This is a genomic window from Brevundimonas sp., from assembly GCF_036402095.1.
Classification (GTDB): domain Bacteria; phylum Pseudomonadota; class Alphaproteobacteria; order Caulobacterales; family Caulobacteraceae; genus Brevundimonas.
Window position 1 is genome coordinate 1 of record NZ_DASWTO010000214.1, and the last position, 14,999, is coordinate 14,999.

The 14,999-nt window shown below is 71.5% G+C and carries 12 protein-coding genes; 6 read left to right on the forward strand and 6 right to left on the reverse strand.

Going from position 1 to position 14,999, the window contains the following annotated elements:
- Positions 1-966, reverse strand: a 966-nt coding sequence (gene xseA, locus VGD32_RS14105) for an exodeoxyribonuclease VII large subunit (RefSeq protein WP_331032514.1), incomplete at its 3' end; no start/stop codon positions are given.
- 166 nt (positions 967-1,132) lie between these two features.
- On the opposite strand from xseA, the gene VGD32_RS14110 reads away from it, so the two are divergent.
- The 4 genes from VGD32_RS14110 (at position 1,133) to VGD32_RS14125 (ending at position 5,509) form a co-directional block, all read left to right on the forward strand.
- On the forward strand, positions 1,133-3,556 hold the full coding sequence (locus VGD32_RS14110) for a PAS domain S-box protein (protein ID WP_331032515.1): 2,424 nt from the start codon (positions 1,133-1,135) through the stop codon (positions 3,554-3,556).
- Between the two features lie 128 nt (positions 3,557-3,684).
- Entirely contained in the window at positions 3,685-4,977 is a 1,293-nt protein-coding gene (gene purD / locus VGD32_RS14115) for a phosphoribosylamine--glycine ligase (protein ID WP_331032516.1), read from the forward strand.
- A 71-nt stretch (positions 4,978-5,048) separates the two neighbouring features.
- Positions 5,049-5,246, forward strand: a complete 198-nt coding sequence (locus VGD32_RS14120) for a CopG family transcriptional regulator (protein WP_331032517.1) — start codon at positions 5,049-5,051, stop codon at positions 5,244-5,246.
- Positions 5,234-5,509, forward strand: coding sequence for a type II toxin-antitoxin system RelE/ParE family toxin (locus tag VGD32_RS14125; RefSeq protein WP_331032518.1), 276 nt, complete (start codon positions 5,234-5,236; stop codon positions 5,507-5,509). The genes VGD32_RS14120 and VGD32_RS14125 overlap by 13 nt, the downstream gene beginning before the upstream one ends.
- On the opposite strand, the gene VGD32_RS14130 is transcribed toward VGD32_RS14125, so the two are convergent.
- Positions 5,506-6,207, reverse strand: a complete 702-nt coding sequence (locus VGD32_RS14130) for a murein L,D-transpeptidase catalytic domain-containing protein (protein WP_331032519.1) — start codon at positions 6,205-6,207, stop codon at positions 5,506-5,508. The two genes, VGD32_RS14125 and VGD32_RS14130, sit on opposite strands and share 4 nt — an antisense overlap.
- Before the next feature lie 131 nt (positions 6,208-6,338).
- Here VGD32_RS14130 and VGD32_RS14135 point away from each other — a divergent pair, with 131 nt between their 5' ends.
- Positions 6,339-7,646 carry a metal-dependent hydrolase family protein gene (locus VGD32_RS14135; protein ID WP_414644426.1) on the forward strand — a complete coding sequence of 436 codons (1,308 nt, stop codon included), beginning with the start codon at positions 6,339-6,341 and terminating at the stop codon, positions 7,644-7,646.
- Here VGD32_RS14135 and lpxK read toward each other — a convergent pair.
- Genes lpxK through VGD32_RS14155 form a run of 4 tightly spaced genes read right to left on the reverse strand, consistent with a single transcriptional unit; the run spans position 7,631 to position 12,483 of the window.
- Positions 7,631-8,647, reverse strand: a complete 1,017-nt coding sequence (gene lpxK / locus VGD32_RS14140) for a tetraacyldisaccharide 4'-kinase (protein ID WP_331032521.1) — start codon at positions 8,645-8,647, stop codon at positions 7,631-7,633. The two genes, VGD32_RS14135 and lpxK, sit on opposite strands and share 16 nt — an antisense overlap.
- Positions 8,644-9,948 (reverse strand): 3-deoxy-D-manno-octulosonic acid transferase, encoded by a 1,305-nt coding sequence (locus tag VGD32_RS14145; RefSeq protein ID WP_331032522.1) that lies wholly within the window; start codon positions 9,946-9,948, stop codon positions 8,644-8,646. Before VGD32_RS14145 ends, lpxK begins: the two co-directional genes overlap by 4 nt.
- A 1-nt stretch (position 9,949) precedes the next feature.
- Positions 9,950-10,636 (reverse strand): lysophospholipid acyltransferase family protein, encoded by a 687-nt coding sequence (locus VGD32_RS14150; protein WP_331032523.1) that lies wholly within the window; start codon positions 10,634-10,636, stop codon positions 9,950-9,952.
- Positions 10,633-12,483 carry an ABC transporter ATP-binding protein gene (locus VGD32_RS14155; protein ID WP_331032524.1) on the reverse strand — a complete coding sequence of 617 codons (1,851 nt, stop codon included), beginning with the start codon at positions 12,481-12,483 and terminating at the stop codon, positions 10,633-10,635. Before VGD32_RS14155 ends, VGD32_RS14150 begins: the two co-directional genes overlap by 4 nt.
- Positions 12,484-12,601: 118 nt before the next feature.
- On the opposite strand from VGD32_RS14155, the gene VGD32_RS14160 reads away from it, so the two are divergent.
- A partial coding sequence (locus VGD32_RS14160) for a DUF305 domain-containing protein (RefSeq protein WP_331032525.1) occupies positions 12,602-14,999 on the forward strand: 2,398 nt, incomplete at its 3' end.

Sequence of the window (14,999 nt, forward strand, 5' to 3'; positions counted from 1 at the left end):
GCCGCGCTCCACGGCGCGCAGCCGGGTGCGGCGCTCCTCGATCAGCCGGCCGCCGGCGCGGACCAGACGCCGGTCGAGGTCAAGCACGGCGGCGCGCAGGTCGGCCAGCACCGGGGTGGCGATCTCGGCGGCGCCGGTGGGCGTCGGGGCGCGGCGGTCCGAGACGAAGTCGATCAGGGTGGTGTCGGTCTCGTGCCCGACGGCCGAGATGATCGGGATGCGGGCGGCGGCCACGATGCGCGCCAGCCCCTCGTCGTTGAAGCACCACAGGTCCTCCACCGACCCGCCGCCGCGGGCCACGATCAGCAGGTCGGGACGGGGAATCGGGCCGCCGGGCTGGAGCGCGTCGAAGCCGCGGATGGCGTTGGAGACCTGGCCGCAGGCGGCCTCGCCCTGGACCACCACGGGCCAGACGACGACCCGGCACGGCCAGCGCTCGGCGATGCGGTGCAGGATGTCGCGGATCACCGCCCCGGTCGGGCTGGTGATCACGCCGATGACGACGGGGAAGGTCGGGATCGGCTGCTTGCGGGCGGAGTCGAACAGGCCCTCGCCCTGCAGCCTGACCTTGAGCCGCTCCAGCTGGGCCAGCAGGGCGCCGGCGCCGGCGGCCTCCATGGTCTCGATGACGATCTGGTACGACGAGCGGGCCGGATAGGAGGTGATCTTGCCGGTGACGATGACCTCGAGCCCGGTCTCGGGCTGGACGCCGAGGCCGCGGGCCTGGCCCTTCCAGACCACGCCGTCGATGCAGGCCTTGTCGTCCTTCAGCGTCAGATAGACGTGGCCCGAGGCGTGGCGGTTGACCTTGGAGATCTCGCCGCGCAGCCGGACGTGGCCGAAGCGGTCCTCGAGCGTGCGCTTGAGGGCGAACGACAGCTCGGAAATCGACAGGGGCGGGTTGTTGTCGCGGGGCGCCGCCGGTTCATCGGCCGGGCCCTCGAAGACGTAGGAGTCGTCGCTCATCGGGGGAGAGTAGCGGGGGGGCGAGGCGGGGGGAACCGGGAAGCGGCCGCGCCTGAGGTATGCCGGCAATCCCGCCACTGGTAAAAACGGCGCAGCTTGGCGAAACCGCAGGCCGGAAAGCGCGTATCAGTTTCTGTCTCCGCGCGGAGACCATCCGGAGAATTGAGTGTCCTACACCGAGGCGATCCCCGACGAGATGGCCTTCCTGGCGGGTGGCGGCGAGGTCGGGGCGCTGATGCGCGGCCATGACTGGTCGCGATCGCCGCTGGGTCATCCGTCGACATGGCCGCAATCGCTGCGATCGGTGATCGGTCTGATGCTCCACTCCAAATTCCCGATGTTCGTCGCCTGGGGCGACGACCTGGGGTTTCTCTACAACGACGCGTATATCGACGTACTGGGGGCGAAGCACCCTGAGGCGCTGGGCCGGCCCTTTCACGATATCTGGGCCGAGATCTGGCCCGACATATCCCCCCTGATCGAGGCGGCGCTCGCGGGGGAGGGAACCTTCCATCAGAACATGCCGCTGCTGATGAACCGCAAGGGGTTCGACGAGCAGACCTGGTTCACCTTCAGCTATTCTCCGGTGCACGACGAGACCGGGACCGTGGCGGGCATGTTCTGCGCCTGCGCCGAGACAACCGGCCAGGTGCTGGCCGAAGCCGCGCTGACGGAAAGCGAGACCCGCTTCCGTGGGATGGCCGACCACACGCCGGTGATGATGTGGGTCACGGACCCGACCGGCCACTGCACCTATCTGAACCCCCGCTGGTACGCGTTCACCGGGCAGCAGCCGGGGGCGGGCGAGGGCTATGGATGGCTGGACGCCATCCACCCCGACGACCGGCCGATCGCGGAGGCGGCCTTCATGACCGCCAACGCCGAGCAGAAGGACTATGAGGTCGAGTTTCGCATAAGGCGCGCCGATGGCGTCTATCGCTGGACCCTGGATGCGGCGGCGGCGCGATTCTCGGCCACAGGCGACTACCTCGGCTATGTCGGCTCGGTCATCGACATCGACGAGCGGCGCGAGATGGAAAGCATCCTGCGGCAGGCGAACGATCGGCTGGAGGAGCGGGTCGCCGCCGCCCTGGCGGAACGGCATGAGGTCGACGCCCTTCACCGCGCCTATTTTGCAAACTCCCCTGAGGCTCTGTTCGTGATCGGCGTGGAGCCGGACGGCGGCTTTGTGGTCGAGGAGACCAATCCGGCGCACGAGGCGGCTGTCGGGATGAAGTTGGAGGATCTTCGCGGCCGGAGGCTGGACGACATTCTGCCGCCCGAGCTGTTCGAGCAAATCCGGGGGACCTACACCAAGGTGGTGGAGACCGGCGCAATCCACCAATACCGCGAGGAATACGACCTGACCGGCGAACCCCAGCACTGGGACACGTCGCTGGTGCCCATGCGCGACGCGCAGGGGCGGATTGTTCGCCTGATCGGATCGAGCCGGAACGTCACCCGCCAGGTGGTCGCCGAGGAGGCCCTGAGGCAGTCCCAAAAGATGGACGCCATGGGGCAGCTGACCGGCGGCGTCGCCCACGACTTCAACAATCTGCTGACGCCCATCGTGGGCGCGCTGGACATGTTGCAGCGCAAGGGAGCGGGCGGTGAGCGGGAGCAGAGGCTGATCGAGGGAGCGGCCCAGTCGGCCGAGCGGGCGAAGGTTCTGGTACAGAGGCTGTTGGCGTTCGCGCGACGGCAACCGCTGCAGCCGGTGGCTGTGGACGTCGAACGCGTGGTGCGGGGCATGGCCGATCTGATCGCCAGCACGACCGGCCCGCAGATCAAGGTGGTGGTGGAGACGCCGGCGCAGCTGCCTCCCGCGCGGGCCGACACCAACCAGCTGGAAATGGCCCTGCTGAACCTGGCTGTGAACGCCCGGGACGCCATGCCGAACGGCGGAACGCTGCGGATCAGCGCCTCTGCGGAGATCGTGCGCTCCGGTGCGTCAGAGCGGCTGAGGCCGGGCCGGTATGTGCGGGTGTCGGTGGCGGACACCGGCTCGGGCATGGACGAGGCGACGCTGGCCCGGGCGGTCGAGCCGTTCTTCAGCACCAAGGGCATCGGGCAGGGCACGGGGCTGGGCCTCTCGATGGCGCACGGGCTGGCTTCGCAACTGGGCGGCGCCCTTCTGATCGCCAGCAGCCCGGGTCTGGGAACCAATGTCGAGCTGTGGCTGCCGCAGACCGACGCCTTGCCCGAGACGCCGGCCCGGTCGCCGGACGCGACCGCGACGGACCGCGCCGGGTCCGTGCTGCTGGTCGACGACGAGGAATTCGTTCGGCTGAGCACGGCCGACATGCTGGCCGACATGGGGTACCGGGTCATCGAGGCCGCCTCGGCGGAGGAGGCGCTGCGGCTGTTCAGCGCCCAGCCGATAGACCTCGTGGTGACGGATCACCTGATGCCGGGCATGACGGGTACGGAACTGGCGCGGGAGCTCCGGGAAGCCCGGCCCGAGCTGGCGGTGCTGCTGGTCTCCGGGTTCGCCGAGGTCGAAGGGGTCGCGCCCGACCTTCCGCGGCTGACCAAGCCGTTCCGCAAGGACGAACTGGCGGCCAGCATCGCCGGACTGGCGCACGACTGAGCAAGGCCGCGGCCGCGGGGGTCCCTGGTCCTGCCGGCCGCCGGAGCCTGTGGCTTCGCCGCTGCTCTGATGCGGGATAACGGCGGCGCACGCTTGACCGTCCACGCCGCTGCGGTCATTGCGCGGGTATGAACATCCTGCTGGTGGGATCGGGCGGACGCGAGCACGCCCTGGCGTGGAAGATCGCCCAGTCGCCGCTCGTGCGGCGGCTGGTCATCGCGCCCGGCAACCCGGGCATGGACAAGCTGGGCGAGCGGGTTGCGCTGAAGGTCACCGACGCCGACGGCCTGTGCGCCCTGGCGCGGGAGATGAAGGCCGATCTGGTGGTGGTGGGGCCGGAGACGGCGCTCGAGGCGGGACTGGCCGACCGGCTGGCCACGGCGGGCATCCCCTGTTTCGGGCCGACGAAGAGGGCGGCCCAGCTGGAGACCTCCAAGGCCTTTTCGAAGGCCTTCATGGAGCGGCAGGAGATCCCGACGGCGGGTTACGGCGTCTATGAGCGGCTGCACGAGGCGCGGCAGGCGCTGACGGTGTTCAGGCCGCCCTATGTGATCAAGGCCGACGGGCTGGCGGCGGGCAAGGGGGTGGCCATCTGCCCCAACAAGCGGGAGGCCGAGGGCGCGATCGAGCACATGCTGGGCGGGCGGTTCGGCACGGCCGGGGCCCGGGTGGTGATCGAGGAGTTCATGGACGGCGAGGAGGGCTCGCTGTTCGCCGTCTGCGACGGCCACCGCGCGCTGCTGCTGGGCGGGGCGCAGGATCACAAGCGGGCCTATGACGGCGACCTGGGGCCGAACACGGGGGGCATGGGCAGCTATTCGCCGGCGCCGGTGTTCACGCCGGAGCTGGTCGAGGCGGCCGAGCGCGACATCGTCCGGCCGGTGATCGAGGGAATGGCGCGGGAGGGGATGCCCTATCGCGGGGTGCTCTACGCCGGGCTGATGGCCACCGAGGCCGGACCCCGGGTGGTCGAGTTCAACGCCCGCTTCGGCGACCCGGAGTGCCAGGTGCTGATGATGCGGCTGGACGGGGACATCGTGCCCCTGCTGCTGGCCTGCGCGCGCGGCGACCTGACCCGGGCGGCGCCGCCGGAGTTCCGGCCCGAGACGGTGATCTGCGTGGTGCTGGCGGCGTCGGGCTATCCCGACAGCCCCCTGGAGGGATCGATCATCCGCGGCGCCGAGCAGAATTTCGGCCCCCATGTGCAGGTGTTCCACGCCGGCACCCGGCGGCGCGACGACGGCCAGCTGGTCGCCGCCGGCGGGCGGGTGCTGAACGTCTGCGCCCGGGGCAAGGACATCGCCGAGGCGCGCCAGCGGGCCTATGCGGCGGTGAAGAAGATCGACTGGCCCGGCGGCTTCCACCGCACGGACATCGGCTGGCGGGCGCTGGAGCGGGAGCAGGGCGGCGTCGAGAGTTGAAGTCGACGGCGGACTGACCGGCCAGGTTGAAGGCGGATGAGGTTCGGCGCCGGCTGTGCTATCGTCGCCGCATGAGCGATCCGGGCAATGAGTTCGATGAGGAACCGGGCGCCTTCGACTTCGAAGAGGCGGTCGAACTGGACGCACGCGAACGGAAGGCGATGGCGGACATCGACGCCGGCCGGTTCATAACGCATGAGGCCGTGGTGCGCTGGCTGAAATCCTGGGGGACGGGAAACGAGCTGCCGCCACCCACATGCGGCGACTGATCTGGTCGACCGATGCGATCGACGACCTCAGGGCGATCCGATCCCGCATTGCGCAGACCAATCCAAGGGCCGCGTCACGCGTGGCCGCGGCGTTGGTGAACGCAGCCAACGGTCTGGTCGCCTTTTCGGACCGGGGGCGGCCCGTACGGTCAGGCGTCCGCGAACTGACGACCGTGCCGCCCTACGTCATTCGATATGCCGTCTTGCCCGACGAGGTTCGGATAGCCTTCATCCGTCACGGCGCCCGGCGCCCCGAACCCTAGGCCCAGGCGAACAGCAGGCGGCCTTCGCCCATGCGTTCGCGCAGCACCGGCAGGTCGTGGTGGGCGACGGAGAAGCAGCCGTAGCTGCGGCCCAGCTTGCCTTCGCGGGCGAGGAAGTCCGGGTCGGCGTAGTCGGCGCCGTGGACGATGATAGCGCGCTCGCGGGCCAGGTTGTTGGTGTATTCGAGCCCGTCGAGCAGGACGTTCGGGCCCTGCTGGGCGCCGTGGCTCGCGCCGGCGGTGGCGAAGGCGCCGACCGAGGACATGTAGCTGTCGGGGGTGTTGGAGAATTGCCGCGCGAAGCCGGTGTGGGACGGATCGGAACCGCGGCCGTGGCTGGTGCGCATCAGGGTAACGGCGCCGCCGTGCAGGTCGACCTCGTACAGTCGCTCGTCACCCGAGAATTTGGTGAAGTCGACCAGATACATGCGGTCGCGGTTGGTGATGCGGTCCCTGTGGATGTCGAGGGCGGCCATGGCCCGGTCCATCAGCTCCTTGCGCACCGAGCCGCGCGGATCGAGCGGGCGGGTGGAGTTCAGCTGGGAGGTGATGGCCTGGGGCGCGCGCTCGACCTGGATCGCCGGAGCCGCCTGCACCTGGGCGCGGACCACGGGAGCGAGCGGTTGGGCCGCCGCGGTGGCGCAGCCCGACATCAGAGCCGCGCCGCCCAGAATGAATCCACGTCTCGCCAACTGCATGCGACGCCCCTCGCACGTTCAAGAAGTCACGGGTTGTTTCAAATGATGACGCCCGGAGCAACCTGAGCCTTGGCGCTGACCGTGGTCAGGCTAAGGTGAAGCGGCTGTTTCAGGAGGGTTTCGTGAAGTCGATCACATCACTGTTGGCCGCCGCCGCCGTCTTGCTGGCCACGGGCGCCGCCGCGCAAACCCCCGCTGTCGCGCCTGTTTCCCCGCCAGAGGGAACGACGTTCGTGCAGGTGGGGCGGATTCTGGCCGACCCGGCGAGCGGCGTTGTGCAACGCGATAAAACTCTCGTGATCAGAGGGAACCAGGTCGTCGAAATCCGCGACGGCTTCGTCGGCGAGGGCCGGATCGTCGATCTGCGCGACTCGTTCGTGCTGCCGGGCCTGATCGACAGCCACGTGCACCTGACCGGGCAGCAGAACCCCAACGGGCGGTTGGAGGAGGTCACCCAGTCGAACGCCGAACAGGCCATGGTCGGCGCCCGCTACGCCCGGCGGACGCTGATGGCCGGCTTCACCACCGTGGCCGATCTGGGGGGCGCCAACGAGGCGGTGTTCGCCCTGCGCGACGCCATCCGTCGCGGCGACGTGCCCGGGCCGCGGGTGATCGCCTCGGGCTCGTCGGTGTCCATCCACGGCGGCCACGGCGACATCAACGGCTACCGCGAGGACGTCATGCATCTGCTGTCGTCGGAGAGCGTCTGCTCGGGGCCTGAGGACTGCATGCGGGCGGTGCGGACGCAGGTGCGGTCGGGCGCCGACATCATCAAGATCACCGCCACCGGCGGGGTGCTGTCGAACACGGCCGCGGGGCTGGGGCAGCAGTTCTCGGACGCGGAGCTGGCGGCCATCGTCGACGCCGGACACCGGATGGGACGGCAGGTGACGGCGCACGCTCACGGCGCGGACGGGATCAACAGCTTCCTGCGCGCGGGCGGCGACTCGATCGAGCACGGGACCTATCTGGACGCCGAGTCGATCCGGCTGATGCGGCGCGAAGGCGTGTATCTGGTGCCGACCCTGATGGCCGGCGACTATGTGGCGCGCATGGCCTCGGGGCCCGACAATTTCTTCACGCCGGCGCAGACGGCGAAGGCGCTGCAGGCCGGGCCGCTGATGCTGGCCATGGCCGGACGGGCGCACGAGGGCGGGGTCCGCATCGCCTTCGGCACCGACAGCGGCGTCTCGGCGCACGGTGACAACGCCGGCGAGTTCGCCCTGCTGGTGCAGGCCGGACTGACGCCGCTGGAGGCGATCCAGACGGCGACGGTGAATGCAGCGACGCATCTGCGGATCGACGGCGAGGCGGGCCGGATCGCGGCGGGCATGCCGGCGGACCTGATCGCCGTGTCGGGCGACCCGCTGGCCGATGTGAGGGAACTGGAGCGGGTGCGGTTCGTGATGAAGGGCGGGGTGGTCTACCGCGCGGACTGAACGGCGCGAAGCAGCAGGGCCTGGAAGTCGCCCTCGTCGTCGAACGTCGCCTTCACGGGCCATGAGACGACCCGCGCCCGCCACTCGGGCGGCAGGCGGAACCAGTCCTTCTCGGTGGTGACCAGACGGGCGTGGGCCCGGCCAGCGCGTTCGGCGAGGAAGCGCAGGTCCGCGTCGCGGAAGGCGGCGTGGTCGGGGAAGGGAGCGAAGTCAACGAGTTCGGCCCCGGCGGCGTCGAGGGCGCGCTCGACCTTCCACGGCTTGGCGATGCCGGCGAACCCGACCACCGGACCGGCCGGCGGCGGGGCGGCAGGCAGCAGCCGGGCCACGAAGACGGGCAGGGCGCCGAAGGCCGAGAGCAACTCCGGATCGGCATGGGGGACGTCGGCGGGCATAAGCACCACCACGGCGTCGGCGCGGGCGAGCCCGGAGCGGAGCGGCTCGCGCATCGGCCCCGAGGGGAACACCCCGCCGTCGCCGAAGGGCCATTCGCCGTCGCGGGTCTCGCCGTCGACGACGACGAGGCTGAGCGCCTTCTTCAGCGCCGGGTTCTGGTGGGCGTCGTCCAGCACCACGGCCCCGGCGCCGGCCTCGGCGGCCGCCCGCGCCCCGGCGACACGGTCGCGCGCGATCCAGGCGGGACCGCCGAGGGCGAGCATCAGCGGCTCGTCGCCGACGTCGGCGGCGGTGTGGGCGGCGGGGTCGACCCGTAGCGGCCCTTTCAGACGGCCGCCGTAGCCGCGCGACAGGGCATGGGCCGCGACGCCGGCCTCGTCCAGCAGGCGCAGGGCCTCGCGGGCCACCGGCGTCTTTCCCGAGCCGCCGACGGTCAGGTTGCCCACCGAGATCACCGGCACACCCGGATCGACGGGGTCGGCGCGGGCGATGCGGCGGGCCGTGGCGGCGGCCCAGACCCACGACAGTGGCTTGAGCAGCATCCGCGTCATCGGCGCGTGCCGGCGCTCGCGGTCGTACCACCAGCGGGGCGTGTTGAGCTTCATCGGCCGCCGCCTGTCAGGGTTCTGGCCGGCGGCGGCAGCAGGGGCGTCAGGCTGTCCCACAGCCGGTCGAGGCCCGAGCCGGCCTCTGCGGCGGCGCGGCGGCCGCGCTCGCCCATGGCCCTGGCGGCCTTGTCGTCGGCGAGGAGGGGAGCGAGGACGGCGGGCAGGTCCCACGGGGCCTCGACGATGGCCAGGCCCCCGGCCTGCACCAGGGCGTCGGTGACGGCGGCCCAGTTGCTCATGTCCGGGCCGGTCACGGCCGGCTTGCCCAGGCGGGCCGGTTCCAGCGGGTTGTGGCCGCCGACCGGAGGCTTCTCCAGGGCGGCCGAGAAGCTGCCGCCCATGACCACCACATCGGCGAGGCGCAGGAACAGGCCCATCTCGCCGAGGGTGTCGGCGACATAGAGGTCGGTGTCGCGGTCGGGTTCGCGCCCGTCGGAGCGCAGGGCGAAGCGGTAGCCGTCGCGGGTCAGGGCAGCCGCGATGTCGCGGCGGCGCTCGGGGTGGCGCGGCACGAGGATCAGGCACAGCCGGTCGGCGAGCTTGTCGAGGGCGCGGACGAGGGCGATCTCCTCGCCGTCGTGCGTGCTGGCGGCGACGACCACGGGGCGATCGCCGATGGCGGCGCTGAGACGGGTGAAGGCGCCGGGATCGTGCGGCGGAGCGGCCCCGGCCAGCTTCAGGTTCACCTGGCCGTCGATGCGGGCGCCGAGGCTTTCCAGCCGGGCGGCGGAGGTCTCGTCCTGCGGCAGGACGCGGTCGAAAGCGGAGACGACCTCGCGGGCCGCCGCGGGAAAGCGGCGCCAGCCGTCGACGGTCCTTTCAGTGATGCGGGCGCTGGCCAGCACCAGCTTCACCTCGCGGCGGCGGGCCTCGAGGATCAGGTTGGGCCAGAGCTCGCTCTCGACGAAGACGGCGGCGGCGGGGCGCCAGTGATCGAGGAAGGCGCGAACGGCGCCGGGCGTGTCGACGGGGGCGAACTGGTGGATCACGCCGGGCGGGAGGCGGCGGGCCAGCAGGGTCGCCGAGGTCAGGGTGCCGGAGGTGACGAGCACGCCCAGGTCGGGGCGCTTCTGGCGCAGACGTTCGACCACGGGCAGCAGCGACAGGGTCTCGCCGACGCTGACCCCGTGCAGCCAGACCAGATCGCCGGCCGGGCGAGCGGCGGAGGCGAGGCCGAGGCGTTCGTCGACCCGCGCCGGGTCCTCCTTGCCCTGTTTGGCCCGGGCGTCGAGCACGCGCGGGGCCAGCGGCTCGAACAGGCGGGTCAGGAGCCTGTATGCGATCAGGGCGGGGCTCACGTCAGATCCGTTCCAGCCCGGTGAGGGCGTCGGCCTCGGCCTCGACGGCGGTGGTGCGGGCGGTCCAGCCGGCCGCAACCTCGGCGAGATCGGCGCCTTCGGGAAAGTCGGCGCGGTCCCAGACGACGGCGCCCTTGCCGAAGGGCAGGGGCAGCAGGGAGCGATCCCAGCTGTTCAGCCGGATGGCGGGATTGCAGGACAGGCCGAGAAAAAGGACCGGGGCCTTCGACAGTTTCGCCATCAGCGGCAGGCCTTCGGCCATGCTGCGGACCGGGCCGCGCGGGCCGTCGGGCGTGATGGCCAGGCCGCCGACCTTGAGCTGGCGCAGGCCGTCACGCAGGGCCTGGGTTCCGCCCTTGTCGCGGTCGGTCTTGTCCTTGTTGGAGGAGGAGCCGCGCACCGCCGGGATGCCCAGCTGGGCCACGGCCTTGGCCACGAACTCGCCGTCGACGCTGCGGGAGATCACGCCCTTGACCGGCTGGGCCCGATCGAGCGGCCAGCTATGGGGCGCGAGCGAGGTGCGCGAGTGCCAGAACACCACGAGCACGCCGCCGCCCTGCCGCCAGACCGCCTCGGCCAGCTCCTGGTTGCGATACTCCCAGCGGATCGTCGCGTAGCAGAAGCGCATCCAGCGGGCGAGGCACCAGGCGAGAGTGCTCTGGATGACGGGATTGCGGAGCGGTCTCATGACACGGCCGCCACGGTGACGGGTTCGCCGTCCAGCGACTGCTGCCGGGCGAGGCGGGCGTAGAGGCCGCCCTTCTTCACCAGCTGCGCGTGGGAGCCGGTTTCGACGACGCGGCCGGCCTCGACGACATAGATGCGGTCGGCGTTGCGCACGGTCGACAGGCGGTGGGCGATCATGAGGGTGGCGCGGCCTTCCATCAGCCGCTCAAGCGCCGCCTGGACCAGGGCCTCGCTCTCGGTGTCGAGCGCCGAGGTGGCCTCGTCGAGCAGCAGGATGGGCGCGTCCTTGAGGAAGGCGCGGGCGATGGCGACGCGCTGGCGCTGGCCGCCCGACAGGCGCACGCCGGCCTCTCCGGCCCGGGTCTGGGAGCCCTCGGGCAGGGCCGTGATGAAGTCGTGGGCGGCGGCGGCCGTGGCGGCGGCCTCGATCTCGGCCTGGCTTGCGCCGGGGCGGCCGTAGGCGATGTTGGCGGCGAGGGTATCGTCGAACAGGAACGGCTCCTGGGTGACGAGGGCGATGCGCGAGCGCAGGTCGTGCAGCTTCAGCGCCCGCACGTCGCGGCCGTTGATGGTCACGGCGCCGGCGGTGACATCGTAGAAGCGCGGCAGCAGGCTCAGGATGGTGCTCTTGCCGCCCCCCGACGGGCCGACGAGGGCCACGGTCTCGCCCGGCGCGACGGTCAGGGAGACGTCGGACAGGGTCGGGGCGCCGCCGCCCCCGGTCGGGGCGTAGGCGAAGCTGACGCCGTCGAAGGCGACGGTGACCGGACCGTGCGGCAGGGGCGCGGCGTCCGGCGCCTCGCGAATCTCGGGCTCGATGTCGAGGGCGCCGAACAGGCGGCGGGCGGCGGTCAGGCCCTCGGCCATCACCGTCTGCAGGTTGGTGACCTGGCGCAGCGACTGGCCGGCGGCCATCAGCAGGCCGATATAGGCGGCGAAGGCTCCGACGGTCATGGCCCCGTCGCGGGCGCGCCAGCCGGCGTAGGCCATGACGGCGGCGACCACGAACATGGCCACGAGGTTGGAGAACGGCCCGGCGAAGGCGCGGCTGTCGGCGGACTTGATGACATGGCGCTGGCGGCGGGCGACGACCTCGCCGACCCGGGCCTCCTCGGCCGCCTCGCGGTTCTCGATCTTGATCAGGCGGACGCCGTCGAGGTTCTCCATCAGGGCGGTGGAGAGGTTGGAGGTCTCGACCATGGCCCCGGTGGTGGCCTTGCGCATGCGCTTGCCGAAGCGGCGGATGACGAAGGCGATGACCGGGGCGCCGAGGAAGACGATGGCGGTCAGCCGCCAGTCTGTCCAGGCCATGTAGCCGAGCACGGCGATCAGGGTGAGGGCATGCTGGGTGTAGTTGACCACGCCGTTGGTGAAGGCCTCGCGCACCAGATTGGCGTCGAACAGCACCGAGGAGACGAAGCCGCCGGAATGCTGGCTGCGAAGGCGGGCGAGGTCGGCGCGGATCATGGAGCCGAACAGCCGGACCTGGATGTCGCCGACGATGCCGTGGCCGAGCCGGTTGACCAGGGCCGCCTGGCCCAGCGCGGCGGCGGTCCAGATCAGGCCCGCGCCGATGATGATCAGGGGGATGGCGGTCAGCGCCTGACCGGGCGGCACGGTGAAGACGCCCCAGATGGTCACCGGCTTGCCGAGGAACAGGCCGTCGATGGCCGGCTCGAGCAACTGCAGCACGGTGGCGGCCATGACGCCGACGACGGCCGCGCACAGGATCGACAGGACCAGCGGCGTGCGGTGGTGCGAGAGGTAGTCGCGCCAGATGCGTCCCAGCAGCGGGCGCAGGGACTCCCTGGGGGGCTCCTTGTCGTCGGCGGGGGCGGGAGTCGTCATCGGTCCGAGGTCGGACGGGCGGGTACGGAAGTCAAGCGGGGAAGGGGCGTCGATCCCGCTGGCCCTCCGCCGGCGCCGTGATAGGGTCGCCTCCTTCGATCTCAGCGGGAGCAGGCCCATGTCGGCGCGACGCATCAATTCCCTTGGACTTCTGATGGGCTGCTCGCTCATCGGGCTGGTCGCCGCGACGGGCGGGGCGATGGCCCAGGACGTGCCGATCGTGCAGCCCGGCGCGCCCGGTCAGCCGGCGCGGACGCTGAGCGCGGAGGAGGCCGTCCGGCTCGCCGCCAACCGTTACTCGGTCGACGATGTGCGCTTCATGCAGGACATGATCGTGCACCACCGGCAGGCGGTGGAGATGGCCGCCCTGGTCAGGGACCGCACCAACCGGCAGCCGCTGATCGAGGTGGCCGGGCGCATCGACGCCTCGCAGGCGGACGAGATCGCCTTCATGCAGGGCTGGCTGCGCGAGCGGGGCGAGACCGCGCCGGCCGGGGCGGAGCATGCGATGCACGGGGCCGGACACGCCCCGGGCCATGCGGCCATGCCCGGCATGGCCACGCCCGAGCAGATGGCCGCCCTGGCCGCCGCCGAGGGCCCGGCCTTCGACCGGCTGTTTCTCGAGCGGATGATCGCCCACCACGAAGGCGCGGTGGAGATGGTGGCCAAACTGCTGGCCCGCCCCGGCTCGGCCTACGACCCGGCGCTGTTCGAGTTCGCCAACGACGTGACCAATGAGCAGCAGGCGGAGATCCGCCGCATGACCGCGCTGCTGCGGGGGCTGTCGGACGACCCGCGCTCGACGCTGGCGGCCGGCTTCCGCGACGCGGGCCAGGCGGCGAGCCATGTGGCGCTGGTGGCCAGCCTGCCCAAGCCGACGGGCTTCTACGACACGGACAACCCCGCCGGCCTGCCGCCGCCGATCCCGGCCGAGACCGACGACGAGGCCGATCCGCAGCGCGAGGCGGCCGAGGGCCGGTTCGGGACGCGGGGGCCGTTCCTGAGCTTCGCCAACACCGACATGGCCTTCTCGGGCGACCTGATGGCGGTCGGCAACTATCATGGCTTCAATCTTTACCGGCTGGACGAGGGCGGGGAGCCGCGGTTGCTCAGTTCGGTGGTCTGCCCCGGCGGTCAGGGCGACGTGTCGATCGTCGGCGACCTGCTGCTGATGTCGGTCGAGCAGACCAGCGGCCGCGTCGACTGCGGCCGACAGGGCGTGACCGGCGACGCCAGCCCCGAGCGCTTCCGCGGCCTGCGCATCTTCAACATCGCCGATCCGGCGCGACCGGCGCAGGTCGGCCAGGTGCAGACCTGCCGCGGCTCCCACACCCACTCGGTCGTGTCGTCCGATCCGCGCTCGATCATCGTCTACAACTCGGGCACCTCGTCGGTGCGCGACGAGGCCGAGCTGGCCGGCTGCGTCGGGGCCGTGCCCGGCGACCCGCGGACGGCGCTGTTCAGCATCGACGTGATCGAGATCCCGGTCGCCGATCCCTCGCGGGCGCGGATCATCGACAGCCCGCGCGTCTTCGCCGACGACGAGACCGGCCGCATCGCCGGCCTGTGGGCGGGCGGCGACCATGGCGAGCGGACGCAGAACACCAGCCGCACCGACCAGTGCCACGACATCACCGTGTTCCCGAGCGCCAGGCTGGCGGCGGGGGCCTGTTCCGGCAACGGCATCATCCTGGACATCAGCGACCCCCGGAAGCCGCGCCGCATCGACGCGGTGACCGACCCGGGCTTCGCCTACTGGCACTCGGCCACCTTCAACAACGACGGGACCAAGGTGATCTTCACCGACGAATGGGGCGGCGGCTCGCGGCCGCGCTGCCGCGTGCAGGATCCCACGACCTGGGGCGCGGACGCCATCTACGACATCGTCGACGGGAAGCTGGAGCGGCGCGGCTATTTCAAACTGCCGGCGGCCCAGACCGAGCAGGAAAACTGCGTCGCCCACAACGGCTCGATCGTGCCGGTGCCGGGCCGCGATATCTTCGTTCAGGCCTGGTACCAGGGCGGCCTGTCGGTGATCGACTTCACCGACTCGGCCCACCCGGTCGAGATCGCCTCGTTCGACCGCGGCCCGGTCGATGCGAAGCACTCCATCCTGGGCGGCTACTGGTCGACCTACTGGTACGGCGGGCGCATCTACGGGACCGAGATCGTGCGCGGCCTCGACGTGCTGACGCTGCAGCCGAGCGAACATCTGACGGCGGCCGAGATCGCCGCCGCAGCCATGGCGGACCAAGGCGGGACCTTCAATCCGCAGCAGCAGAACCCGGTGCGCTGGCCGGCCCACCCGACCGTGGCGCGGGCCTATGTCGACCAGCTGGAGCGGAGCGCAAGCCTGCCGGCCGCCACGGTGACCGAGCTGAGGGCGGCGCTGGACGCGGCGGAGCGGTCGGACGCAGGCGCGGCGGCGACGTTGCGGGCGCTCGCCGGCCGTCTGCCGGCCGCGGCCGGCGACGCCGTGGCGACACGGCGGATCGCGGCGCTGCGGGAGACCCTGA